The 24,724-nt window shown below is 74.8% G+C and carries 22 protein-coding genes; 6 read left to right on the top strand and 16 right to left on the bottom strand.

The window, feature by feature from the left end; all coding sequences use genetic code 11:
- Positions 1-10: 10 nt before the first annotated feature.
- From ACFYPD_RS30505 to ACFYPD_RS30485, 5 genes are all read right to left on the bottom strand, one after another.
- Positions 11-619, bottom strand: a complete 609-nt coding sequence (locus ACFYPD_RS30505; protein ID WP_387121016.1) for a winged helix-turn-helix domain-containing protein — start codon at positions 617-619, stop codon at positions 11-13.
- A gap of 302 nt (positions 620-921) precedes the next feature.
- Complete coding sequence (locus tag ACFYPD_RS30500; RefSeq protein WP_387121014.1) at positions 922-1,509, bottom strand: winged helix-turn-helix domain-containing protein; 588 nt, start codon at positions 1,507-1,509, stop codon at positions 922-924.
- A 55-nt stretch (positions 1,510-1,564) separates the two neighbouring features.
- Entirely contained in the window at positions 1,565-2,056 is a 492-nt protein-coding gene (locus ACFYPD_RS30495) for a rhodanese-like domain-containing protein (RefSeq protein ID WP_387121011.1), read from the bottom strand.
- A 50-nt stretch (positions 2,057-2,106) separates the two neighbouring features.
- Positions 2,107-2,559 (bottom strand): cysteine dioxygenase, encoded by a 453-nt coding sequence (locus tag ACFYPD_RS30490; protein ID WP_387121008.1) that lies wholly within the window; start codon positions 2,557-2,559, stop codon positions 2,107-2,109.
- Positions 2,560-2,676: 117 nt separating this feature from the next.
- On the bottom strand, positions 2,677-3,054 hold the full coding sequence (locus tag ACFYPD_RS30485) for a signal peptidase I (RefSeq protein ID WP_387121005.1): 378 nt from the start codon (positions 3,052-3,054) through the stop codon (positions 2,677-2,679).
- Positions 3,055-3,201: 147 nt separating this feature from the next.
- On the opposite strand from ACFYPD_RS30485, the gene ACFYPD_RS30480 reads away from it, so the two are divergent.
- Positions 3,202-4,125, top strand: coding sequence for a DUF3500 domain-containing protein (locus tag ACFYPD_RS30480; RefSeq protein ID WP_387121123.1), 924 nt, complete (start codon positions 3,202-3,204; stop codon positions 4,123-4,125).
- Between the two features lie 11 nt (positions 4,126-4,136).
- On the opposite strand, the gene ACFYPD_RS30475 is transcribed toward ACFYPD_RS30480, so the two are convergent.
- From ACFYPD_RS30475 to ACFYPD_RS30445, 7 genes are all read right to left on the bottom strand, one after another.
- Complete coding sequence (locus ACFYPD_RS30475; protein WP_387121002.1) at positions 4,137-4,895, bottom strand: class I SAM-dependent methyltransferase; 759 nt, start codon at positions 4,893-4,895, stop codon at positions 4,137-4,139.
- Between the two features lie 43 nt (positions 4,896-4,938).
- Positions 4,939-5,442, bottom strand: a complete 504-nt coding sequence (locus ACFYPD_RS30470; protein ID WP_387120999.1) for a DUF2231 domain-containing protein — start codon at positions 5,440-5,442, stop codon at positions 4,939-4,941.
- 76 nt (positions 5,443-5,518) lie between these two features.
- The gene (locus ACFYPD_RS30465) at positions 5,519-6,235 is read right to left on the bottom strand and encodes a GAF and ANTAR domain-containing protein (RefSeq protein ID WP_387120996.1); all 717 of its coding nucleotides are present in this window, start codon (positions 6,233-6,235) and stop codon (positions 5,519-5,521) included.
- 212 nt (positions 6,236-6,447) lie between these two features.
- The gene (secA2, locus tag ACFYPD_RS30460; protein ID WP_387120992.1) at positions 6,448-8,742 is read right to left on the bottom strand and encodes an accessory Sec system translocase SecA2; all 2,295 of its coding nucleotides are present in this window, start codon (positions 8,740-8,742) and stop codon (positions 6,448-6,450) included.
- A gap of 109 nt (positions 8,743-8,851) precedes the next feature.
- A complete protein-coding gene (locus ACFYPD_RS30455; protein ID WP_387120989.1) occupies positions 8,852-10,600 on the bottom strand; it encodes an ABC transporter ATP-binding protein in 1,749 nt (582 codons plus the stop codon).
- A gap of 29 nt (positions 10,601-10,629) precedes the next feature.
- On the bottom strand, positions 10,630-11,718 hold the full coding sequence (locus ACFYPD_RS30450; RefSeq protein ID WP_387120986.1) for a zinc-binding dehydrogenase: 1,089 nt from the start codon (positions 11,716-11,718) through the stop codon (positions 10,630-10,632).
- Complete coding sequence (locus ACFYPD_RS30445; RefSeq protein WP_387120983.1) at positions 11,711-12,751, bottom strand: Gfo/Idh/MocA family protein; 1,041 nt, start codon at positions 12,749-12,751, stop codon at positions 11,711-11,713. Before ACFYPD_RS30445 ends, ACFYPD_RS30450 begins: the two co-directional genes overlap by 8 nt.
- A 250-nt stretch (positions 12,752-13,001) precedes the next feature.
- On the opposite strand from ACFYPD_RS30445, the gene ACFYPD_RS30440 reads away from it, so the two are divergent.
- From ACFYPD_RS30440 to ctaD, 5 genes are all read left to right on the top strand, one after another.
- Positions 13,002-13,982 carry a glucosyl-3-phosphoglycerate synthase gene (locus ACFYPD_RS30440; protein WP_387121120.1) on the top strand — a complete coding sequence of 327 codons (981 nt, stop codon included), beginning with the start codon at positions 13,002-13,004 and terminating at the stop codon, positions 13,980-13,982.
- 36 nt (positions 13,983-14,018) lie between these two features.
- Positions 14,019-15,173 carry a glycosyltransferase gene (locus ACFYPD_RS30435; RefSeq protein ID WP_387120980.1) on the top strand — a complete coding sequence of 385 codons (1,155 nt, stop codon included), beginning with the start codon at positions 14,019-14,021 and terminating at the stop codon, positions 15,171-15,173.
- A gap of 104 nt (positions 15,174-15,277) precedes the next feature.
- Positions 15,278-15,742 carry a DUF4383 domain-containing protein gene (locus ACFYPD_RS30430; protein ID WP_387120977.1) on the top strand — a complete coding sequence of 155 codons (465 nt, stop codon included), beginning with the start codon at positions 15,278-15,280 and terminating at the stop codon, positions 15,740-15,742.
- Between the two features lie 90 nt (positions 15,743-15,832).
- Positions 15,833-16,564 (top strand): ATP-binding protein, encoded by a 732-nt coding sequence (locus ACFYPD_RS30425; protein WP_387120974.1) that lies wholly within the window; start codon positions 15,833-15,835, stop codon positions 16,562-16,564.
- 87 nt (positions 16,565-16,651) lie between these two features.
- Positions 16,652-18,652 carry a cytochrome c oxidase subunit I gene (gene ctaD / locus ACFYPD_RS30420; RefSeq protein WP_387120971.1) on the top strand — a complete coding sequence of 667 codons (2,001 nt, stop codon included), beginning with the start codon at positions 16,652-16,654 and terminating at the stop codon, positions 18,650-18,652.
- 131 nt (positions 18,653-18,783) lie between these two features.
- Here ctaD and ACFYPD_RS30415 read toward each other — a convergent pair whose 3' ends face one another.
- From ACFYPD_RS30415 to ACFYPD_RS30400, 4 genes are all read right to left on the bottom strand, one after another.
- Positions 18,784-19,917 carry a SigB/SigF/SigG family RNA polymerase sigma factor gene (locus ACFYPD_RS30415; protein ID WP_387120968.1) on the bottom strand — a complete coding sequence of 378 codons (1,134 nt, stop codon included), beginning with the start codon at positions 19,915-19,917 and terminating at the stop codon, positions 18,784-18,786.
- A 242-nt stretch (positions 19,918-20,159) separates the two neighbouring features.
- Positions 20,160-21,557 (bottom strand): hypothetical protein, encoded by a 1,398-nt coding sequence (locus tag ACFYPD_RS30410; protein ID WP_387121118.1) that lies wholly within the window; start codon positions 21,555-21,557, stop codon positions 20,160-20,162.
- Positions 21,558-21,834: 277 nt separating this feature from the next.
- Positions 21,835-23,595 carry a thiamine pyrophosphate-binding protein gene (locus tag ACFYPD_RS30405; RefSeq protein WP_387120966.1) on the bottom strand — a complete coding sequence of 587 codons (1,761 nt, stop codon included), beginning with the start codon at positions 23,593-23,595 and terminating at the stop codon, positions 21,835-21,837.
- Positions 23,588-24,715, bottom strand: a complete 1,128-nt coding sequence (locus ACFYPD_RS30400) for a Vms1/Ankzf1 family peptidyl-tRNA hydrolase (protein ID WP_387120963.1) — start codon at positions 24,713-24,715, stop codon at positions 23,588-23,590. The genes ACFYPD_RS30405 and ACFYPD_RS30400 overlap by 8 nt, the downstream gene beginning before the upstream one ends.
- Positions 24,716-24,724 lie beyond the last annotated feature (9 nt).

Raw genomic sequence — 24,724 nt, 5'->3', positions numbered from 1 at the left:
CCGGTCGGTGTCAGCCGGTGCGGTCGATGGTGACCCGGGCGTCGTCGGCGAGCCGGTAGCCGACGCCGTAGACGGTGGTGACCAGCGGGACGTCCACGCCGACCTTGCCGCGCAGGCGGCGCACGTGCACGTCGACGGTGCGGACGCCGGCGTGCTCGTAGCCCCAGACGGCATTGAGAAGTTGCAACCGTGTGAACACCCGGCGGGGGTGGGCGACGAGGTGCAGCAGCAGGTCGAACTCCAGCCGGGTCAGCGGCAGCGGCTCGCCGTCGCGCAGCACGGACCGGGACGCGGCCAGGATGTGCAGGGTCGGGATGGTCGGCGCGAGCGGGCGGCCCGGGGAGCGGCCGGCCGGCACCGGGTCGGGGCGGCGCTCCGCCGGGGCGGCGCTGGTGCTGATCACGGCGTCGCCGCGTTCGAGCAGCTCACGGGCCGCGTCGAGCAGCCGGCGGGCGGCCGGGGTGAGGGACTCCTCGCAGGCCAGCGGGATGTTCAACGTCACCGTGAGCATGGGCGCCGAGGTGTTGGCGGGGCGGCGCTGGCCGCCGGGGGGACGACCCGGAACCGCAGGTTGGGACGTATGCCATCCGGCGCGCGACGAGGCGGGGCTGACCGACATGGTCCTCCTTGGCTGGTCCGGGTATCTCCCCACGGCCCGGGACGCCGCTTCATCGATGCTTCCCGGCGCCTGTGCGAGGGTCAAGGGGCGGCTGCGTTGCATGAATGTGACAATTGACGAACACATCGGAGCCGGATGCTCGCTCTGCGTACGAGGCCCGTTGATTACAGCAGAGCGACGAGTTGACCCGGTACGGGGGGTCCCCGCCCGGTTCACAATGGCCGGTGCCGGGCCGGGCGGCGCCGAAACGTGAACGCGGCGCACCCGGATTCCGGGTACGCCGCGCACCGGCCGGCGACGCCTCAGCGCTCGCGGTCCACCACGATCCGGGCCTCGTCGGCGAGCCGGTAGCCGATGCCGTACACGGTGGTCACCAGCGGAGTGTCGACGCCGAGCTTGGCCCGCAGCCGGCGCACGTGGACGTCGACGGTGCGGGCCACCGCGTGCTCGTAGCCCCAGACATTGGCGAGAAGTTGCCGCCGCGTGAACACCCGCCGGGGATGTTCGGCGAGGAAGAGCAGCAGGTCGTACTCGATCCGGGTGAGGGTCACCTCGACGCCGTCGTGGCGGATCCGGCGGGTGCCGGTCAGGATGCGTACCGTGCCGGGCTCCTCGGCCCCGGCGGGCGGCGCGGGCGGCTCCGGCGGCGCGGTCGCGCGGCGCAGGTCGAGCACCGCGCGGGCGGCCTGGTGCTCCTCGGGTCGGAGCAGGCCCTCGCCGGAGGCGGCGAGCTCGTCCAGCAGGTCGACCAGCCGCGCCAGGCCGGGCGTCAGCGCGCCGGCACCCAGGTCGAGGGTGATGGTCAGGGTCGGAGCGGTACGCGGCCGGTGCGGCGCGCGGTCGGGGCGGCCCGGACGGGCCGGACGGGAGGAGATGGCGACGACGGACATGGGAGCCTCCTGTGCGGGCGGTCGCCCCGCCCCACCGGGGGGTGCGGCGGGGCGGTCAGCGGGGGGCCCGGCCGGCGGTGACCGGGGGCGCGGCGGGCGAGGGTCGGAGCGGCGGGGTGGGTCCGAGGGTGGGCAGGCCGGCGATGCGCCAGGCGGCGAAGCCGCCCGCCACGTCGGTGGCCCGATGCAGGCCGAGGTCCTGGAGGGCGGCGGCGGCCAGTGAGGAGGTGTAGCCCTCCTGGCAGAGGACGATCACCGGCACGTCGTAGTCGACAGCCTGCGGCAGTCGGGCCGCGCAGCGCGGGTCGAAGCGCCACTCGAGGACGTTGCGCTCGACGGCGAGGGCGTCCGGCACGGTGCCGTGCGCGGCGCGCTGGCCGGCCGGCCGGATGTCCACCAGCAGCGCCCCGCCCCGGACCGCCAGGTGGGCCTGCTCGGGGTCGAGCCGGCGCAGCCGGGCGCGGGCGGCCGCGAGGATCTCGTCGATGCCCCGCGAGCCGGGCGGTGGGACCGGACAGCTCTCGGTGCGGATGGGGGTCTGTGCCATCGTGGCGTCCTTTCCAGCGGCGGTGGTCGAAGGTGGGAGGGCGGGCCGGTTCACCAGGCGACCCCGGCCTCGGCTACCTCGGCGACCCGGAGCCGCCCGGCGTCGAGGCGGTAGCGGGTCATCCGGCGCAGTGCGGGCCGGTAGACGTGCACGCTGACCGCCGGCTGGTCGCCCCGGTTGATGACCACGTGGACGTGGCGAGGGCCGAAGCGACGGCCGGCGCCGGCGGCGAGCTGGTGCGGGCGCAGCCGGCCGCCGCTGACCGTCTGCTCGGTGAGGGTGCCGGCGGCGACCAGGAAGGCGCCGGCGGAGCCGCCGTGGTCGTGCAGGTCGGTGCCCTGCCCGGGCAGCCAGCTCAGCGCCCAGACCTCGTGCTCGGCGTCGGCGGCGAGCCGCGCGTACCACCGCTCGGCGCGGTCGAAGCGCAGCGGCACGGGCCAGCCGGTCGGGTCGGCCCAGCGGGCGGCGACGGCGAGCAGGTCGGACGGGTCGGAGGGGGTCATCGGCGGGGCGTCCTCACGGTACGGCGGGCGGCGTGCCTCCTCAGGATAGTCTTCAAACCCTATGGGTTTAGTAGGTAATACCGCATGCTGGGACGGTCCGATCCGCGTGGCGGGAGGTCAGCGAAAAACGGGCGGGCCCACCCGGTAGCCGGGGACCGACGGCCAGCGCACGGTGAGCACCACCGACTCGCGCTCGGCGTACCAGGAGTGGTCCACGCCCCGGCCCCAGACCACGTAGTCGCCGGGCGCGCGCAGCACCACGGTGCGGTCCGGCAGCTCGATCCGGAAGGCCCCGCTGACCAGCACCAGCAGGGCGGTACGCCGCTCGCCGGTGGCCCACCGCGAGCGGGTCTCCCCCGCCGGGTGCAAGCCCCACTTCACCTCGACCTCGGTGCTGTGCCGGACGTCGCCGGGCGGCTTGAAGTGACCCAGCAGCCAGCCCGCGTCGGTCGCCCCGTCCACCGCCGCGTTGCCGACGTACACCCGATCGTCCATCCGCGCCTCCCGTGCCGGCTCGGCAAGCTATCAGGCGGTGCTCGTCCTCCTCAGGCAGGGCCGACCGGTCACGAGGTGCCGGCGTGCCCGACGGGACCGGCGTCGGGGCGGTATACAGGGGCGGTGGAGGATCCCGTACCCGAGCAGATGCGCACGGCGGCCGGCGCGCTCCTGGCGGCGCTCGACGAGCCGGCCCGGCAACGGGCCCGGCACGACTTCGACGACGAGCCGGCGCGCCGGTGGCTGGAGTACCGGCCCCGACCCCGCCCCGGCGTCAGCCTCGCCGACCTGACCGGCACCGCCCGCAAGGCGGCCCACCGGCTGCTCGCCACCGCGCTCAGCCCGGCGGCGTACGCCCAGGCCATGGCGGTCGTGGCACTAGAGGAGGTGCTCGACCGGGCGGAGGGCTGGCAGCGTGGCCGCCACAGCGGCGACTACTGGGTGGCCGTCTTCGGCGACCCGGTGCGCGACGACCGCTGGGCGTGGCGGTTCGAGGGGCACCACCTGTCGGTCAGCATGACCGTGGTCGACGACCAGGTCTCCCCCGCCCCGATCTTCCTCGGCGCCAACCCGGCCACCGTCCGGCACGCCGGCCGGCCGGTATCCCGGCCGCTCGGGCCGGAGGAGGACCTGGCCCGGGAGCTGCTCGACGCGCTCGGGCTGGGCGGCCGGGCCGCGGCGGTCGTCGCCGACGAGGCGCCGGCCGACATCATCAGCGCCACCCGGCCCACGGCACCGGGCCGGCTCGACCCGCTCGGCGTTCCCCGGGGCCGGCTGGCCCCGTCCGGCCGGGCGCTGCTCGACCGGCTCGTCGCGCTCTACCTCGACCGGCTCCCGCCCGAGCTGGCGACCCGGGAGGCGCGCCGGCTGGCCGGCGGTGAGCTGCACTTCGCCTGGGCCGGCCCGGTCGGGCCGGGGCAGCGGCACTACTACCGGATCCAGGGCGACGACCTGCTGATCGAGTACGACAACACCACGGAGGACGGCAACCACGCGCACACCGTGCTGCGCCGCCCGGCCAGCGACTTCGGCGGCGACGTGCTCGCCGCCCACCACGCCGCGGCGCACTGACGCCGGCCGGGTCAGGGGCGGCGGGCCTCGATGAGGAAGCGCTGGGCGTGCGTCACGAACGGGCCCTCGGCGCGGATGCGCTCGTGCAGGCGGCGCAGCTCGGTGCGGTAGCGGTCGACGGTGAAGCCGGGCACGGTCCAGACGACCTTGCGCAGGAACCAGACCACCGCGCCGATGTCGTGGAAGACGGTCCGCAGGGTGGCCGTGCGCAGGTCCACCACGGTCAGTCCGGCGGCCTCGGCCGCGGCGACCGCCTGCTCGGGGTGGCGGCTGGCCGGCGGCGGCAGCGGCCCGAGGACGGCCTCGCTCAGCTCACGGACCGTGCCGGCGCCGATCTGCTGGGACAGGTAGCTGCCGCCGGGGCGCAGCACCCGGGCGATCTCGTCCCACCAGGTGTCCACCGGGTGCCGGCTGACCACGAGGTCGAACGCGGCGTCGCGGAACGGCAGCGGCGGCCGGTCGGCCACCTGGACCACGGCGGCCCCGACCCGGCGCAGGGTGCGTCGGGCGACCGGCACGTTCGGCGGCCACGCCTCGGTGGCGACCAGCAGCGGCGGCGGGACCGGGACCTCGGCCAGCACCTCTCCCCCGCCGGTGTCGATGTCCAGTGCGGCACGCACGGTGGCCATCCGGGCGCCGACCAGGCGGGCGTACCCCCAGGGCGGGCGTTCCTCGGTGGCGCGCCCGGCCAGCCAGGAGAAGCCCCAGCCCTCGACCGGCACCGCCTCGCCCTCGGCGATCAGCTCGTCGGCGTCCTGTCCGCTGTTCACGGGCAGAGCCTGGCCGTTGGGGCCGGCCGGCGGCAAGGCGTTTTCAGGCCTTCGGGCGGATGATCTCCACGGTGGCGCCGGGGATGTCCCGCAGCGTCCCGAAGCCGCTCGGCTCGGCGGCCCGGCGCCGGTCGAACTGGCGCATCAGCCGGGCGCCCAGCCACACCCCCACCGAGCCCACGGCCAGCGCGAGCAGTTCGGTGACCACCTCGACGCCGGTCGCGCCGCGCTGGGGCGCCTGGGCCCGGATCAGGCAGGTGAGCAGGAACAGCGCCGCCATCGCGGCGTTCACCAGGTTGAACGTGATCGCGGTCCGCCGGGTCCGGTCGGCCCGCACGTCCCACAGGTCGACCATTCCGGCGACCGTCGTGAGCGCGGCGGCGACCAGGGCGGCGACCGCCGTCCAGTAACCCACCTCACCGAGGAAGGCCGGGCCGCCGGCGACATCGGCCAGGTCGAAGACCGCGGCGCTGACGAAGAGTCCGAACGGGAACGTCACCAGCATCGGTTGGATCGGGTGTCCCTGCACGCGCAGGCGGCTCTCCATCGGTTCCTCCCCAGGTCGGTGCAGCTCACCAGTTCAGGGTGCTACCCGAGGCCCACCGGGGCGAAACGAATGTCGCTCAGTTGTCCCGCGGCCGGGAGACGGTGAGCACGAGCCGCTCGGCCACCTCGCGCAGCGGTATGTCCAACGAGGAGGCGGCGCTGCGGAGCACGTCCAGCGCCTCCGGGGCGGGGCAGCCGCGCTGCGTCATGATCACCCCGACGGCCTGCCCGACCACCCCGTCGGCCAGCGACGCGGTGTCGAGCTGGACGGCCCGGGCGGCCTGCCGCTCCCGGTCCCGGCTGGCGGCCAGCAGCAGCCCGGCGTGCTCGGCGAGGAGCATGGCGATGAGCTGGTGCCGGGGGGTGAGCGCGCCGGCCGACTCGGCGTAGAGGTTGATCGCGCCGATCACCTGCTCGTCCACGTCCACCGGCGCGGCGATGACCCCGTGCACGCCCAGCCCCCGGGCCCGCTCCGCCCAGGCCGGCCAGCGCGACTCCCCGGCCAGGTCGGCCGCGGTGATCATCTCGCGCCGGTGGATGGCGGTCATGGCCGGCGTGTCCGGGCCGTGCCGCAGGTCGTCCAGCTCGGCCCGCCCCGGGTCGGAGGCGGCCACCCCGGCGGGCTCACCGGCGCGCAGCGCGGTGAAGCCGCAGCAGTCCACCCCGGGTACGGCGTCCCGGGTGATCCGGACCAGCCGGTCCAGCGCCTCGTCGAAGTGGGTGACCGCGATCAGGCCGGCGGTCAGCTCCCGCAGCAGCGCGGCGGTTTCCAGCACTCCGAGCGTGTCGGTCATGGGGTCCCGCGTGTCGAGGTTCACCGGGCCACGGCCTCCGTCACCCCCGCGTTCGTCCACGCGGTGTACCCGTCCGGCGCCGTTGCCTGTCCCATGATCGCTCTCTCCCTGAGTCGAAGCCCCGGCCTACTACCCTCCCAAACCCGGATCGAAACCGCGCAAAGGGGTCCCTTCCGGCGTCGTACGCGCCGGACGGGACCCCTCACGGGCGGTCAGCGGGAGCCGGAAATCAGCCGCCGCCCCACCGAGGCGATCAGCCGGTCCAGCTCCGAGCCGAACGGGTTGTCGTGCACCAGGTACGTCCAGGTGGCGGTCGGCCGCACCAGCTTGGCGGCGTCCGGCTCCCACCCGTCGGAGAACTCGGTCTCCTCGAAGGTGGCGATGGTGCGCGTCTCGATCTCGGGGATCAGCGCGTTGAACGCCGGCACCGCGCTGCGGTGGAACTCGTCCAGCGGGTCGAGCCGGCCCAGCGCCCGCAGGTGCACGCCCTCGCGGACCTCGGACAGCTCCGCCAGGTGCTCGGCCCAGAGCCGGTCCAGGTGGTAGAGGGCGATCTTGCGGGCCACGTCGGCGAGCAGGTCCTCGTCCATCTCGCCGGCCTTCTCCGGCACCCGCTCCAGCAGCATCAGCGCGGCGATGTCGCTGGCCAGCAGCCGCTCCCGGCGCTCGGCGAGCGCCTTGCGCTGCTGCTCGATCACCTGGCTGTACCGCCAGGTGTTGCGGTGGATCTCGTGGTTGACGCCCTCGGCGACCCGCTGGGCGTGCTCCACAGCGTAGTCGACCTGCGGGTCGGTGACCAGGCCGTCGGCGTTCATCCGGGGCGACGCCGGGACGGTGTCGCCGGCGTGCCGCACGACCAGGTCGTCCTCCAGGCTGACGAAGAAGACCGACCCACCCGGGTCACCCTGCCGGCCGGCCCGGCCACGGAGCTGGTCGTCGACGCGGCGGCTGTCGTGCCGGCCGCTGCCGATCACGTAGAGGCCGCCCAGCTCGGCGACCCGCTCCCGGTCGGTCTGGTCGCTGCCGCCGAGCCGGATGTCCACGCCCCGGCCGGCCATCTGGGTGGAGACGGTCACCGCGCCGTACGCGCCGGCCTCGGCGATGATCCCCGCCTCCTCGTCGTCGTTCTTGGCGTTGAGCACCACGCAGGACACCCCGGCGGCGTGCAGGCCGGCGGCGAGACCCTCGGACTCCTTCACGTCGAGGGTGCCGACGAGCACCGGACGGCCGGCCTCGTGACAGCGCCTGATCTCGTCGATCAGCGCCTCGTCCTTCTCGGCCCGGGTGGCGTAGATCCGGTCCGTCTCGTCCTCGCGGACGCACGGGGTGTTGGGCGGGATCACCGCCACCTCGAGGCCGAAATACTCGCGGAGCTGGTCGCCGACGAGGACCGCGGTCGCGGTCATCCCGCAGACCGTCGGGTAGAGCGCGATGTAGGCCTGCACGGTGATCGTGCCGAGCACCTCGCCCTCGGCGGTGGCGTCCAGTCCCTCCTTGGCCTCGACCGCCGCCTGGAGCCCGTCCGGCCAGCGGCGGCGCTGGGCCACCCGGCCGCGCATCTCGTCGATCAGCTCGACCGACTTGTCCCGGACGATGTAGTCCACGTCGCGGTGCAGCAGGGCGTGCGCGTGCAGCGCCACGTTGACCGCGGAGAGCTGCCCGACATGCTCCTCGTCGTAGAGGTCGATGCCGCCCAGCTTGGCCTCGACGGTGGCCAGGCCGACCGAGGTGAAGGCGACGCTGCGGCCGTCCTCGGCGATCGTGTAGTGCCGACCCTTGCGCAACCCGCGCACCAGCGCGGCGGCCGCGTGCACCGGGTCCTGCTCGCCGGGGACCGCGCCGGCCAGGACCATCGGCACCCGGGCCTCGTCGATCAGGATGGAGTCGGCCTCGTCGACGATCGCGGTCTTCAGGGCCGGCTGGACCCGCTCGGTCAGGTCGGTGGCGAGCTGGTCGCGGAGGAAGTCGAAGCCGGCCTCGCTGACCGCGATGTAGGTGACGTCGCAGGCGTAGGCGGCGTGCCGCTCCTCGGGGGTGGACGCCTCGTTGACCCAGCCGACGCTGAGCCCGAGCAGCGCGTAAACCGGGCCCATCCACTCGGCGTCGCGGCGGGCCAGGTAGTCGTTGACGGTGAGCACGTGCACCGGGCCGTTGCCCAGCCGGACGTGCCCGTAGGCCGCGATGGCCGCGGTCAGCGTCTTGCCCTCACCGGTGGCCATCTCGGCGACCTTGCCGGAGAGCAGCGCCATGGCGCCGAGCAGCTGGACGTCGTACGGCCGCTGGTCGAGGCCACGGCGGGCCGCCTCGCGGCCGATCGCGCAGATCTCCTCGTAGCCCGTGGCCTGCCCGGCCGCCTCGGTCAGCTCCGCGTCGGAGAGCTGCTCCAGCTCCGCCTCGCGGGCCTCGATCGCCGGCAGCAGCTTCTCCAGCGGGGCCAGGTCGACCGTCGTTCCCGGGCGCTGGAGGAACCGCCGGAACCTGGTCTTCAGACGTTGCGACACACCCATGAGCGGCAACGGTACGCGAACGGAAGCCGATTGTGACACCCGTGCGGCGCGGTCGCCGGGCGGTGTCCGAATTTCCGGCTGTTTCCGCAGGTCAGCGCGTTTTCGGCGGTCAGCCGACGAGGAGCTGGTGGGTGGCCAGCTCGCGGTAGAGCGGGCTGGTCGAGGTCAACTCGTCGTGGGTGCCGACGGCGACCACCCGGCCCGCGTCCAGCACCACGATCTGGTCGGCGTCCACCACGGTGGAGAGGCGGTGCGCCACGATCAGCAGGGTACGGCGCACCGCCACGGCGTCGATCGCCCGGCGCAGCGCGGCCTCGTTGCGGGCGTCGAGGTTGCTGGTCGGCTCGTCCAGCAGCAGCACCGGCGGCCCGGCGAGCAGCGCCCGGGCGATCGCCAGCCGCTGCCGCTCCCCGCCGGAGAGCAGCACGCCGCCCTCGCCGACCTGCACGTCCAGCCCGTCGGCCGTCCGCTCGGCGAGGTGCCCGAGATTCACCTCGTCGAGCACGGCGTGCAGCCGGTCGTCGGTGGCGTCCGGCGCGGTGATCAGCAGGTTGTCCCGGAGCGTGCCGGCGAGCACCGGCGCCTCCTGCTCGACGTAGCCCAGCCGGGCCCGCAGCGCGTCCCGGGGCAGGTCGCGCACGTCGACCCCGTCCAGGCGCAGCGTGCCCCCGGTCACCTCGTAGAAGCGCTCGACCAGGGCGAGCAGGGTGGACTTACCGGCGCCCGACGGGCCGACCAGGGCGGTGCGGGTGCCGGCCGGCACGGTGAAGCTCACCTCGTGCAGCACCGGCGTGCCGCCCGGGTAGCCGAAGTCGACCCGGTCGAACTCGAGCGCCGCCGGTCCGGTCGCGCCGGGCAGGGCGCTGACCGGCGCCGGCCGTTCGTCCGCCCCCTCCCCGGGCACGGCGAGGATCTCCTCGATCCGGGCCAGCGCGCCGAGCCCCGTCTGCAACTGGGTGTACGCGTGCACCGCCTGCCCGAGCGGCAGCACCAGGAAGAACAGGAACATCACGAAGGCCACCAGGTCGCCCACGCCGATCGCGCCGGCCGCCACCCGGGCTCCGCCCAGGGCCAGCACCAGCAGGAAGGCGCCCTGGACGGTGACCGTGCTGGCCGGACCCACCACCGCCTGGGCCCGGGCCACCCGCAGCCCGGCCGCGTACGCCTCGGTCGCGCTCGACACCACGGTCGCCGTCTCCCGCCGCTCGGCGCGGCTGGCCCGGATGGTCCGGGCCGCGGAGATGGCCCGCTCGACGGCCGAGGTCATCTCGCCGACCCGTTCCTGGGCCTGACGGGCCAGCCCGCGGACCCGCCGGGCGACCGTGAGGGCGAAGCCGACGCCGATCGCGACGGCGGCCAGGGTCACCCCGAACAGCAGCGGGTCCAGCAGCAGCATGGCGGTGCCGGCGCCGAGCACCATGACCGCCCCGGTGACGGTTTCGAACAGGCCGGAGGTGACCACCGCCCGCAGCAGCGTGGTGTCCGCGCCGACCCGGGAGAGCAGGTCGCCGGTGCGGCGCCGGTCGTACTCGGCGATCGGCAGCCGCAGCACGTGCCCGGCGAGCCGGCGCCGGGTGCCCAGCACGAGCCCCTCGGCGGTGCGCTGGAGCAGGAAGTCGCGGAGCCCGCCGAGCAGCGCGCCGACCACCACCAGGACCACCAGGGCAACGACCAGCCCGGCGGCCGGGCGGCCGGCGGTGATCCGGTCCAGCACGCCCCGGGTGAGCAGGGGCTGGGCCAGCGCCGCCCCGGCGCCGGTGAACGACAGCGCGCCCACCGCGACGAGGGTGCCGCGGTGGGCGCGCAGGTACGGCAGCAGGGCGGCGAGCCCCGGCGGGCGGCCGGCGTCGGTGGTCATGGCAGCACCGTAACCGGGCCCGCCCAGGGTCAGCCGGTGAGCACCACCTGGAGCTCGGAGCGGCGCCGCTCGGCCAGGTCGGTGAGCAGCGCCGGCGCCTCCTCCAGCGGCACCACCGCGGAGACGAGGTGCTTGCGGATCAGGTCGCCGTACTGGCGCACCAGCTCGATCGTCTCCGCGGAGAGCCGCTCCCGGTCCCAGGTCGGGGCCAGCCCGCGCGGCACCCGGCCGATCTGCGCGCAGCGCAGCGACAGCCCGTTGTGGTGGAACTCCTCCCCGAGCCGGACCGCGTCGGCGCCGGCCTGGTAGAACGCCAGGTCGATCACGGTGCCCTGGGGACGCAGCAGGCGCAGCGCGAGCTGGAGCCCCCAGTCCTGGCCCCGGCACTGGAAGACCACGTCCGCGCCCCGGTCGCCGGCGGCGTGGTTCCAACGGGTCTTGAGCACCACGGCCGGGTCGTCCGCCGCCGGGTCCAGGGTCTCCAGCCCGAGCGCCTCGGCGACCTCCCGGCGGCCCGGGGTGGGGTCGAGGACCACCACGGAGGCGGCCCCGTGCCGCCGGGCGAACAGCGCGGTGAGCAACCCGACCACCCCGCTGCCGACCACCGCCACCCGCCGCCCCCGCACCCCGTCGCCGAGCGAACGGACGTCGGTGCCGCACAGGTCGGCGGCGGCGTGCAGCAGGCCGTTGGCGCAGATCGGGCCCATGTGCGCGACGTAGACGCCGAGGAGTGGGTCGAGGTCGTCGGGCAGCGGCACGAACCGCTCGGCGACCGGGTCGGCGACGTAACCGCTGCGGTGGCCGTAGGTCATCGCGCCGACCGTGCCCACGGCGACGGCCGCGGTGCGGCTCTCGACCACCCGGCCGACCTGCATGTAGCCGAGCCGGGTGACCGGGTACGGCGTCCCGGCACCGCCGGGCTGGAACAGCCCGAGGTCGGCGTTCCAGGTGACATGGAGATAGGGGTTCGTGCCCTTGACGTAGCTCAGCTCGGTGCCGGCGGAGACCCCGCTGTAGAGGGTCTCCACCCGGAAGGTGCCCTCGCGCAGCTCGGCCGCGTCCTGCTCGACCAGCTCGACCCGGCCCGGTGCGCTGACCACCACCACCCGGTCACGCATCGACGGTCACCCCCGTCGGCCCGGCCGGCGTCGCGTCGGCGACCGCGGCGGTGAGCCGCGCGGCGGGCCCGGTGGGCAGCGCCACCGCCCGCCCGGTACGCGCCGACTCGGCCACCGCCAGGGCGAGCCGCTGGGTGCGCAGCGCCTCGGCGTACGGGACCCGGACGTCGTCGCCGATCCCCCGGACCGCGTCGACGAAGGCCCGGTCGACGGCCACCCGGGCGCCGTCCGGGTCGGCGGGCAGGCGCCGCTCGCCGTCGGCGTCGCAGACGGTCAGGCCGTCCTCGGCCAGGGACAGGGCCAGCCCGTCGGCGAGGATCTCCAGGCCGGCCCGGTGCTTCCAGCCGAGCACGCAGGCCGCCGCGAGGGTGCCCACCGCGCCGGAGGCGAAGCGCAGGGTGGCCGCCGTGACCGAGTCGATGTCGGCGCCCTCGACCGGCGGTGGGCTGCCGTCGCCGTACGCGGTCACCTCGGTCGCCTCGCCGACCAGCAGCCGGACCAGGTCCAGCACGTGCGCCGCCTGTTCGACGACCGGCCCGCCGGAGCGGTCCCGCCGGGCCCACCAGGCCACCGGCGGCACCTTGTCCAACCAGGCCCCGTTGACCATCCGCACCGGCCGGTCGGCGAGCAGTTGCCGGGCCTCCTCCACCACGTGCAGGTAGCGCCAGTGGTGGCCGACCGCGGTGAGCAGGCCGCGCCGCTCGACCAGCGCGGCGACCCGCTCCGCGGTCTCCAGGTCCAGCGCCACCGGCTTCTCCACGAACATCGGCACGCCGGCGGAGATCACCGCCTCCTCGACCGGGCCGTGCGCGAACGGCGGCACGCAGACGTACACCGCGTCCGGGCCGGCGGCGAGCAGATCGTCCACGTCGCGGAAGGTCCGCGCACCGTGCGCGCCGGCGAGCGCCGCCGCCGCCTCCGGGGCGACGTCGGTCACCCCGAGCAGTTCCACGTCCTCGAAGCCGGTCAGCACCCGGGCGTGGCGCTGCGCCACACCGCCGGCTCCGACGAGTCCCACCCGGCACACACGCATGCTCCCGACCCCTCCACCGCGGAAAACGGACCGTCGAAACCACTCCCCGCGCGGCCGCGCGGCCAAACGTGGACCGGACGCGCAATCAGACGTTCACCCGCCGGGAACCGCCCGGAACCAGCCTGGTGATCAGGTGTTCGGCATGATCCGGTTAGCACGGGCGGCGGATTGGGCAATCCAGGAGCCCGTGGATCCGCCACGACCTGGGAGCGTGCCTGTGCCGGATACAGCGTCGACCGTCTCACCCGTGGTGGAGGCCTGGGCCACGTACCGCACCACGTCCGCCGGCGACTGGCCGGCGCGCCGCCTGCTGCGGGCCAAGGGCGCGAGCCGGGTCAGCGTGGTGCTGCCGGCCCGCAACGAGGAGGCGACCGTCGGGGCGATCGTCTCGACCATCCGGCGGCACCTGATGGACCAGGTGCCGCTGGTGGACGAGCTGATCGTGGTGGACTCGCGGTCCACCGACCGGACCGCGCAGGTGGCCCGGGCGGCCGGCGCCGAGGTGGTCAGCCAGGACGCCATGACGCGCGGGCTGCCCCGGCTCAGCGGCAAGGGGGACGCGCTCTGGGCCGGGCTGGCCGCGGCGGAGGGCGACGTGGTCGCGTTCGTCGACGCCGACCTGCGGGAGTTCCGGCCGCACTTCGTCACCGGGCTGGTCGGGCCGCTGCTCACCGACCCGTCGGTCGACTTCGTGAAGGGCTTCTACCACCGGCCCCTGGTCCGGACCACCGGGGTGGAGGCCGACGGCGGGGGCCGGGTGACCGAGCTGATGGCCCGGCCGCTGCTGAACCTGTTCTGGCCGGAGCTGGCCGGCTTCGTGCAGCCGCTCGCCGGCGAGTACGCGGGCCGCCGCGAGGTGCTGGCGCAGGTGCCCTTCGTCTCCGGCTACGGCGTCGAGACGGCCATGCTCATCGACCTGCTGGAGCTGGTCGGGCTGGACGCGCTGGCCCAGGTGGACCTGGGCGAGCGCAAGCACCGGCACCAGGACACCGCCGCGCTGGGCCGGATGTCGGCGCAGATCCTGCTGACCGCCTGGTCCCGGCTGCAGCGGCGCGGCTGGGCGGTGCCCGGCCTGGAGCCGACCGCCCTGCTGACCCAGTTCCGGCGGGGCGGCTCGGAGGCACTGCCCCACCTGGACCGCGAGATCGTGGTCAGCGACGTCTCGATCGAGGAGCGGCCGCCGCTGGCGCAGCTGCGACACCGAGTGCCGCGGCGGCAGGTCGCGGCGTGAACCCGTGAGCCCCGCCCGAGGAAGGGACCCCGCACGATGACTCTCACGGTTCTGATGAACGCGGGTCCCTGGCTGTCCGTGCCGCCGCCCGGCTACGGCGGGATCGAGAATGTCGTCGCCACGCTGGTGCCGGAGCTGCGGCGGCTCGGCGTCCGGGTGGTGCTCGCCTCGGTGGGGACCAGCACGCTGCCGGCCGACGAGCGGATCTCGGTCTTCCCGGACGGGCAGTTCCACGCTCTGCAACGTCCGTACAACCAGGTCTGCGGGGTGGCCCAGGCGCACCTGCACGGGGTGGTCCGCGCGCTGCACGCCCGCGACGACATCGACCTGGTGCACGACCACGTGGAGGCGGTCGGGCTGGCCACCATGGCCGCGATGGGCCCGGACGCCCCGCCGGCGCTGCACACCCTGCACTGGGACCTGGCCAAGCACCCGGAGCTGTACGGCAACCTGGACGGCGGCGGCCGGGTGCGGGTCAGCGGCGTCTCCGCCGCGCAGCTCGCCCGGGCGCCGCGGGCCCTCCAGGAGCACTCGGTGGGCCACGTCCACCTGTCCACCCCGCTGGCCGTGGGTGCGGATCGCCGGCCGGCGGTGGAGAAGGGTGAGCACGTGGTGATCCTGGGCCGGATCAACCCGGGCAAGGGGCAGGACCTGGGCGCCCGGCTGGCCCGGCAGGTTGGGTTCCCGCTGGTGCTGGCGGGTCCGGTCGGGCCGTACCACCGGCCCGAGGACCTGGCCGCGGCGGGCGACGAGGCCCGGCAGAACCCGGACGTCCGGTTCTTCTACGACCAGGTGGCCCCCCACGTCGACGGCGACCTGGTGCGCTGGGTCGGCACGGTCGCCGGGCAGGAGCGCGACGACCTGGTGGCGGGGGCGCGGGCCTCACTGTTCCCGCTGCGCTGGGAGGAGCCCGGCGGCACCGCGGTGGTCGAGTCGCTCGCGCTCGGCACGCCGGTGGTGGCCACCGCCCGGGGCTGCCTGCCGGAGCTGATCGAGCACGGCCGCACCGGACTGCTCACCGCCGACGAGGATGAGTTGGGCGACCTGGTGCTGGCCGCCGGGCTGCTCGAGGAGGACGAGTGCCGGCGCGAGGCGGCCACCCGGTTCACCCCCGAGCTGATGGCCCAGCGGTACGTGGAGCTTTACCAGCGGGTCCGCCGGCTCGCCGCCCGGTCGTTGCAGCTGGCCTGAGCCGACGTGCAGCCGGCCTGAGCCGAAGGGCTTCGGGCCGGGGGCGTTTGCCCCCGGTGCGCCCGGGAAAGCCGCCCGGTCCCTTGTCTGGCGAGGAGGCCGGCATGACGAACTCGATGGCGCACTCCCGTGGGCGACGCAACCCGGCCGACGGCCGGGCGCCGGTACGCCGGGCCGCGGCGACCGTCGGCGTGCTCTTCCTGGTGATCGGCGTGCTGGGCTTCATCCCGGGCATCACCACCCACTTCGGCGACCTGAAGTTCGCCGGGCACGACTCCGACGCGAAACTGCTCGGGCTGTTCCAGGTGTCGGTGCTGCACAACGTCGTGCACCTGTTGTTCGGGGTCGCCGGCCTCCTGCTGGCCCGGACGGTCTCCGGTGCCCGGGCGTTCCTGATCGGCGGCGGCGCGATCTACCTCGTGCTCTGGCTCTACGGCCTGGTGGTCGACCACGACAGCGGCGCGAACTTCATCCCGCTCAACGGCGCGGACAATTGGCTGCACTTCCTGCTCGGGGTCGGCATGATCGCCCTGGGGCTGCTCACCACGCGGGGCGGAAAGCGCAGCTGACCAGGCGCTTCCCGGGGCGGATGTCCGGTTTCACCCGCCCCGGGCGCGGGTATTTCCCAGGTCCCCGACGAGATGGAAACGAGGGCCTGGATGTCGACCCGGATCAGCTGCGAGGTCCGCGACGAGGCGCCGGTCACCGTCGTACGGCTGGCGGGCGCGCTCGACCTGGGCACGATGCGCTCGGTGCACACGGTCCTGGAGCGATGCCTGGCCGCGCAGCCGGACGCTCTCGTGGTCGACCTGGAGAAGCTTGACGTCACGGACCCGCTCGCCCTCTCCGTCTTCGCGGCCGCGGCCCGCCGGGCCGCGGACTGGCCGGCGGTGCCGATGGTGCTGGCCGCCCCGCCGTCGGAGGTGGCGGCCCGGCTCGCCGAGACCACGGCCTGCCGGGTGGTGCCGGTCCGCCGTGACTGCGCGGAGGCGACGGCGCTGGCCGGGGCGGCGGCGGCCCCGCGGCTGCGGGCCCGGCTGGAGCCGGTGGCCGGAGCCTGCCGGCGGGCCCGCGAGCTGGTCACCGACGCGTGCGCGCGGTGGAACGTCCCGGAACTGGCCGGCCCGGCCTCGCTGGTCCTCAGCGAACTGGTCGGCAATGTCGTCCGCCACGCCGGCACCCCGATGCAGGTGACGCTGACCCTGTGCCGGCCGTACCTGCGTGTGGCCGTCATGGACGGCAGCCCGGCCGACCCGCGGGCGGCGACCGACCCCGACCTGCGGGCCGAGGGGGGACGCGGGCTGATGCTGGTCCGCGAGCTGACCCAGCGCTGGGGCAGCACCCCGGCGGGCGCCGGCAAGGTGGTCTGGGCCATGCTACCGGCGAACTGACCGAATCCTCCGCTCTCGCCTGGTTTGATGGGCAGAGGGTCGGGTACGCGTGCCCGTCCTGTCTGTCGTCACACGGGGTGAGAAGCCATGCCTAAGCAGGTAGTCACGGAGCCACGAGACCGGGGACCTGCCATCCTCGCGCCGGCCCGGTTCGGCGGCTATCCCGGCCCGGTCCGGGAGGCGATCAAGGGCAACACCCTGTGGCGGCTGCTGGGTACCACCGACGCGAAGCTCATCGGCCTGCTCTACCTGATTACGGCCTTCGCGTGGTTCATCGTCGGCGGGATCATGGCGATGCTCATGCGGGCGGAGCTGGGCCAGCCCGGGATGCAGTTCCTCTCCCCCGAGCAGTACAACCAGCTGTTCACCATGCACGGCACGATCATGCTGCTGCTGTTCGCGACGCCCATGGTGTTCGGGTTCGGCAACTACATCGTGCCGTTGCAGATCGGCGCGCCGGACGTGGCCTTTCCCCGGCTCAACGCCTTCGCGTACTGGCTCTACTTCTTCGGGGGCCTGATCGTCCTCGGCGGGTTCATCACCCCGCAGGGCGCGGCGGACTTCGGCTGGACCGCGTACACCCCCCTCAGCACCGCGCAGCACAGCCCGGGCGTCGGCGGGAACATGTGGGTGGTCGGTCTGGCGCTCTCCGGCCTGGGCACCATCCTCGGCGCGGTCAACCTGATCACCACCATCGTCACCCTGCGCGCGCCCGGCATGACGCTGTTCCGGATGCCGATCTTCACCTGGAACCTGCTGCTCACCAGCGTCCTGGTGATCCTGGTCTTCCCGCTGCTGGCCGCCGCGCTGTTCGCGCTCGCCGCGGACCGGATCCTGCACTCGCACGTCTTCGACCCGACCACCGGCGGGCCGATGCTCTGGCAGCACCTGTTCTGGTTCTTCGGCCATCCCGAGGTCTACATCGTCGCGCTGCCGTTCTTCGGCATCATCACCGAGATCATCCCGGTCTTCTCGCGGAAGCCGATCTTCGGCTACACCGGTCTGGTGCTCGCCACCATCGCGATCACCGTGCTGTCGATGACCGTCTGGGCGCACCACATGTTCGCCACCGGTCAGGTGCTGCTGCCGTTCTTCAGCATTCTCAGTTATCTCATCGCGGTGCCGACGGGCGTGAAGTTCTTCAACTGGATCGGCACCATGTGGAAGGGCCAGATCACCTTCGAGACGCCGATGCTGTTCGCCATCGGCTTCCTGGTCACGTTCCTGTTCGGCGGCCTCACCGGGGTACTGCTGGCCAGCCCGCCGGCCGACTTCCACCTGCACGACACCTACTTCGTGGTGGCCCATTTCCACTACGTCCTCTTCGGCACCATCGTCTTCGCCGCGTTCGGCGGCCTCTACTTCTGGTTCCCGAAGATGACCGGGCGGCTGCTCAACGAGCGCCTGGGCAAGATGCACTTCTGGACCATGTTCATCGGCTTCCACGCCACCTTCCTCGTCCAGCACTGGCTCGGCGCCGAGGGCATGCCCCGCCGGTACGCCGACTACCTGCCCGGCGACGGCTTCACCACGCTCAACGTGATCTCCACCCTCGGCTCCTTCCTGCTCGGCGCGTCCACCCTCTTCGTGATCTGGAACATCTGGAAGTCCTGGCGCTACGGCGCCATGGTGACCGTGGACGATCCGTGGGGCTTCGGCAACTCCCTCGAGTGGGCCACCACCTGCCCGCCACCGCTGCGCAACTTCGATCGCATGCCGCGGATCCGCTCGGAGCGGCCCGCCTTCGACCTGAAGTACGGCCCGCTCGTCGCCGACCTCGGCCGCGACCTGCCGCAGCGCACCACCAAGCCGCCGCAGCACTTCACCGAGGAGCTGCGCCACGTGCCGTACACGCCGGAGTCGCCGGCCGCCGAAGGCGCGCACGGTGCCCGCGAGGCCGTCGAGTACCAGCCCGCACCACAGTCCGGCGCCCGCCCGGTCGAGGTGCCGGAGCCGGAGGACGTGCGGCGGCCCAGCTTCGAGGAGACCGACGAGCCGGAGGAGACCCAGTTGGGTCCGCAGCGCAGCACGCCGTCGAACCCCCGCTGGGAACACCCCCGTGGGCACGGGGACACCCCGGAGAACTGACCGGACAGGGAAGGGCCGGCGCCCGTCGGGCGCCGGCCCTTTTCCGCCCCGGGTACGCGTGCGCGGGCGACCCCGCCTCGGACACGACGCCGCGCCGGCCCCTGGACGGGAGCCGGCGCGGTCCGGATCGGTCAGTCGGCGGCGGGCAGGCCGGCCGCGGCGAGCGAGCGGCGCACCGCGGGCTGCACCCGGGTCAGCCGCAGCGGCACCCCGGTGCGGGCGGCGGCGTCCCGGCCGGCCATCAGCGCGGCGATCCCGCCCGCGTCGAAGCCGCCCGCGCCCACCAGGTCGACCACCACCTCGCGGGGCTGCCCGGTGACCGCCTCCAGCATGGCCTTGCGGAGCCGGTCCGCGCCGTCCCGGTCGACCTCTCCCCCGACCTCGACGACCACCCGGTCGCCGTTCTGCTTCACCGAGATCCTCGCCTTGGCCGGCTCGGACTCGGCGGCGCCGTTCTGCCACGGTGGCGGGGCGTCGGCGAGCATCGCCTGGCGCAGCCAGGTCAGCGCCCGGGAGAGCAGCCGGGACACGTGCATCTGCGAGATGCCGAACCGGGCCGCGATCTCCGCCTGGGTCTGGTTGCCGTAGAAGCGCATGGCGAGGATCCGCCGCTCGCGCCAGGGCAGCCGGTGCAGCAGGCCGCTGACCGTGACCCGGTCGTCGACCGACTCCAGGGCGTTGTCCGACTCACCGACCAGGTCGCCGAACTCGGCGGAACTCTCCCCGCCGACCGGCGCGTTGAGCGAGGCCGGGCTGTAGCCGGCGGCCGACTCCAGCGCGGCGAGGATCTCCTCCTCCGGCGTCTCCAGCCGCTCGGCCAGCTCGGCGACCGTCGGCGCCCGGGACATCTCGCTGGTCAGCGCCGCCGTGGCCTGCCCGACCTCCAGGATCAGGTCGCGCAGCCGGCGCGGCACGTGCACACCCCAGGTGCGGTCCCGGAAGTGCCGTTTGATCTCGCCGACGATGGTGATCGCCGCGTACGCGGTGAACGAGCCGCGCTCCGGGTCGTACCGGTCGACGGCGTTCACCAGGCCGAGGCGGGCCACCTGCTCCAGGTCCTCCAGCGGTTCCCCGCGACCCCGGTAGCGGCGGGCCAGCCGCCCCGCGAAGGGCAGCGCGAAGCGCACCAGGTCGTCCCGTGCCTCCTGCCGCCGCTCCGGTGGCAGGCCGGCGATCCGTGCCGCGTACGCCAGCGCCGCCGCATCGAGGTCCTCCAGGCCCCGCTCGGTCGGTGGTGGTGTGGGTGTGGTGGTCTGTCCGAACATCCGCGCCTCCCTCAGGAAGGTCCCCCGCCCGGATCGGAACCGGTCGTGCGCGTGGTCGGGCCACGCACCGGGCCGGAAGTTGGGTTACGTGACGGAACGCCGGAAGCGGCGGCCGCCCGCCGCACGGCGTCGTGGGCCGTTCCGCGGCGAGCGGTGTTCCCGCTCCGTAGGTACTCAATCACGGTCCGCAGGATCGCGAGGATGTTTCGCCAGGTTGGTCCACGACCCGCCGACGGCCGGCCTCAGGAGAGCAGCAGCCCCTGGTGGGCGCCCGCGTCGCGCAACGCGGCGAGGGCCTCGGCCATCCGCAGCGGCGGCGGCGCGGGCAGGTCGTACGGCTGGTTGCGCAACACCTCCGTGGCACGGCGGGTGGGCACCGCGCTGACCGGGTAGCCGCGCGCCGAGCCCCGGTCCAGGGCGCGCCGGCGGCGCCCGAACCCGGCCACCGCGAGCCACTGGGGCAACCCGGCGAGGGCCGGCGAGCGGACCCCGGGCGGCTCCGGCAGCACGTCCACCGAGCTGAACGGCTCGCTGCCGGCGAGCCACCACTCCACCCCCTGCACCCGGCGGCGGGTCGCGTTCTCGCACCAGTAGGGCACCAGGCCCGCCCGGAGCACCTGCCACGGGTCGAGCAGCCGGCCGCACTCGACCACCAGGCGGTCGCCGGTCTTGCCGGCCCGGCGCAGCCAGCGCCGGTACAGGTCGGCGGTGGCCGCGCTCAGCGCGTCCGGCTGGGGGACGACGACCCGGTGCAGCGGGTGCCCGTGCCGGCCGCCCCACTCCCGGGCGTCGTGCTCGAAACCGGACTCCACGCCGTTCTCGGCGAACGCCGCCGGGGACGTGACGTCCGGCGGGGTCCAGCGCGCCCCGTCGCCGCCGGCCGAGCGGAGCACCTGACGCAGCGCGTGCGCGTCCGGATGGAAGTCGACCGGGTCGAGCCCGCTGGCCGGGCAGCCGATCTGGAAACTGTGCCCGCTCCCCTCGTCCCGCACCGGCCAGGTGCGCGCGTCGTGCAGCAGCAGCACCGGCGCCCCCGGCTCCAGCTCCTCGGCCAGGAACCGGGCGTACGCGGCGGGCAGCGCCCGCCAGCGCACCGCGAGGGTCACTGTGGCACCCGCCGCCGCGCCCCGGCTGGCGGGGCAGTGCACCTGCCGGACGTGCACGCGGGCGTTACCGGCGAGGAGCCGGCCGGCCAGTGCGGCCCCGTGGTCGAGCGCGGCGTCCGGGCGGTCCACCGCGCCCCGGGTCCAGTGCGCGGCCACCTCGAAGCCGGCCGGCAGCCAGGGCACCCCGAGCGCCACCGCGAGGTGCGCCGCGGCGCCGTGCGCCGAGCCGAGCACCGCGCCGGGCCAGCGGCGGGTCGGGTACTGGTCGACGAACCAGCCGGCCACCCGCTCGGCGTCCACCTCGGCGACCTGGGCGGGATTGAGCGCGGCCCGGCCGGCGGCCCGCACCGCGGCGGCCCGGCGCACCGGCTCGGGGGCCCCGGTGAAGCGCGACAGCGGCCCCGGGTGGCCCAGGTCGCCGCAGTCGTCGCCGCGCAGCGCCCGGGCCGTCACGGCGACCAGGAGCCGGGCAGCGCTGCCCGCCGCCACCACCCGGTCCCCGGTCAGCCCGGCGCCGGCCGTCGCCGGCCCCACCGGCACCTTCCGCCCCGGCCCCACCTTGCCTCGTTCGCTCACCACGCGGCCCGGCTTCCCGTCCCTCCGGGGTCTAAACGGGGCATCCCCCCACGGGTCGGACCAATCAGCGGGCGGGCGGCGGCACCGCGCGCGGCACGCACCGGCGCCGTTCCGCCGATGCCCTGCCGTCGCGGGCGGAACGGGGGCGAACGCAGCACGGCCGTGCGGCGCCACGACAGCGGTCGGCACCGCCCTCGGTGAGGGCGGTGCCGAACTGACGACTGATGCGGTCCCGCTAGACCAGGTCCTCCGCCTCCACGGCCGTCCCGGTCTCCAGCACCCGCTCCCGCACCCGCCGGGCGGCGTCCCCGTCGGCGAACAGGCCGCGCAGGTCGGCCAGGGCCGGCTCGGGCGGGTCCAGCGCCACCGTCGGGTCGACCACGGCCTCCAGCACGCTGGGCCGGTCCGCGGCGAGCACCTCGTCCCACGCGGGACCGACCAGGTCGGGGCGGTCCACGCGCACGCCGTGCAGGCCGAGCAGCCGGGCCCAGCCGGCGTACGGCACGTCGGGCCGCCGGGCGGCGAACGCGCCGGGCGGGCGGCCGCCGCCCATCCCGGACTGGTCGCGGTTGTTCAGCACCAGCACCACCAGCCGGGGATCCCGCCACTCCTGCCAGTGGTGCGCCACGGTGATCAGCTCCGCCAGCCCGTTGAGCTGCATGGCGCCGTCGCCGAGCAGCGCGATCACCGGCTCGTCGGGGCGGGCCAGCTTGGCGGCGACCGCGTACGGCAGGGCGCAGCCCATCGAGCCGAGCGTGCCGCAGAGCTGGGCCCGGATGCCCGGGGGCAGTTGCAGGTGCCGGGCGTACCAGTAGATGACCGAACCGACGTCCACGGCGACGGAGCCGGCCCGCGGCAGCCGGGCGGAGAGTTCCTGCAGCACGAGCTGCGGGTTGATCGGCTCCGCCGGGGCGGCGGCCCGCTCGGCCGCGGCGTCCCGCCACCGGTCGACCGAGCTCTCCACGACGCCCCGCCACTGCGCGTTGGGCCGGTCCGGCACCCGGGCCAGCAGCGCGCGCAGGGTCTCGGCGGCGTCGCCGACCAGCGGCACGTCCACCGGGTAGCGGGTGCCGATGCGCCGGCCGTCGATGTCGATCTGGATGGTGCGGACCTGGCCCGGCATCGGGAACCAGTCGGTCCACGGGTCGTTCGTGCCGACCATGAGGAGCGTGTCGCAGCCTCCCATGAGCTGCGCGGCGGCGGTGGTGCCGACCTCGCCGAGCACTCCGGTGTGGAAGGGCAGCCGCTCGTCCAGCACCGGCTTGCCCAGCAGCGAGGTCGCCACCCCCGCGCCGAGCCGGTCGGCGAGGGCGACCACCTCCCCGGCCGCGCCGTGCGCGCCCTGGCCGACCAGGATCGCCAGCCGCTGGCCGATGCCGAGCAGCGAGGCGGCGGCGTCCAGGTCGGCGTCGTGCGGCAGCACGCGGGCCAGCGGCTCGCCCGGGGTCGCCGACATCACGCCGGCGGTCTGCGGCAGCAGGTCGGGGACGGTGGCGAGCTGCAACGCGTGCGGCAGCACCACACAGGTCGGGCTGCGGGTTGCCGCCGCGGTGCGGAACGCCTGGTCCAGCAGGACCGGCACCTGGTCGGGACTACGCCCGTAGCGGACGAACTGGTTGCAGACGTCACCGAAGAGCCGGCTCAGTCCGATCTCCTCGTGCGCCCCGCCGAGCGGCCCGGTGACGTCCTCGCCGACGATCGCCACCACCGGCTTGCTGTCCAGCTTGGCGTCGTAGAGGCCGTTGAGCAGGTGCACCGCGGCCGGCCCCTGGGTGGCCAGGCACACCCCGATCTCGCCGGTGAACTTGGCGTGCCCCGTCGCCATGAACGCGGCGGTCTCCTCGTGCCGGGCGGGGATGAACTCCGGGTCCCCGCCCGCCTCGTCGAGCGCGTTGACCAGGGGGGCGATCGCCGCCCCCGGGTAGCCGAAGGCCCGGGGCACCCGCCAGGCCCGCAGCCGTTCGACGACCAGGTCCGCCACCGTGCGGTCAGCCATTGCCCCGCCCGGGCGTGCTGGCGTCGACGTAGCGCAGGACAGCACCGACCCCGTCGGTCAGGTCCGGCGCCTCCTCCGGCGCGAGCACGGTGAGCTCGGCGTCGGTGCCGATCAGGGCGCGCAGCAGCGCGGCGTCGGCGCGTACCTTCTGCGGGTCGGCCACGGACATGGCCCGCAACTGTGCCGGGTCGGTGGCGATCTCGGTCGGTTCCGGCCCGACCCACAGCTCTCCGTCGGCAGACGGGTCGTCGACGATCAGCATGGTGTCGACCTGGTTGCGTTGCAGGGCGGAGACCACCGCGTCCAGGCCGGCGCCGACGTCCTCCTGCACGCCGAAGCGGTCCAGCGCGGTGGCGACCCGCTGGTCGGCGACCTCGGCGATGGTCTGCACGGTGATGTCGTCCATCAGGGTGTCGTCGGCGCCGATCTTCTCGCGGGAGCCGGCGTCCGTGCGGACCAGCAGGTCCTGCCAGCGCTCCGGCAGCTGGGCGGCGATCATCCCGGTGGCCCGGACGTCACCGGCCACGACCACCACGTCGGCGCCGACCCGGTCGGCCAGGTCGGCGGTGGCCGCGGCGGCGTCACCGGCGTTGTGGTGCCAGGCCTCCATGGCGGCCCGCTGGTAGCGGGACTGTGACCAGCCGCCCGGCTGCACCCGGCGCAACTGCCTGCTTTCCCGCCCCTTCACCGTGGCCCGGCGCGGCACCCCGCCGGCGCTGACCGCGACGGCGTCGGCCCCGGTCCGGTCGGCCAGCACCCGCACCCAGGCGATCTGCTCGCCGCGCTGGGCCACCAGCGGCATGGTGTGCGGCAGCGCGGACCAGGTGGCCAGGTCGCGCAACGGCGGCGCGGAGAGGTACTCGGTGAGCACCACCCGTCCCCGGTTGGCGAAGACCGCGATGCCGTAGTCGCCCGGCATCGGGGTGTGCCGGCGGACCACCTCCTCGACCGCCTCGACAGTCGCCTGGTCGGCGCCCTGCCCGATCAGGTCCCCCTTGAGCGCGCGCCAGCGCAGGTCGACCTGCGGACGTGCGTCGTGGGTGTCCCGGGAGGCGTCCAGGTACACCGAGCACCACGGCCCGGGACGGTCGTAGAGCGGGCGCAGGAAGGACAGCTGCATGCTCGACCC

The sequence above is a fragment of the Micromonospora sp. NPDC005299 genome, assembly GCF_042872345.1.
Classification (GTDB): Bacteria; Actinomycetota; Actinomycetes; order Mycobacteriales; family Micromonosporaceae; genus Micromonospora.
Note: the sequence above shows the minus strand (reverse complement) of the source record. Positions and strands in the feature narration are given on the sequence as shown.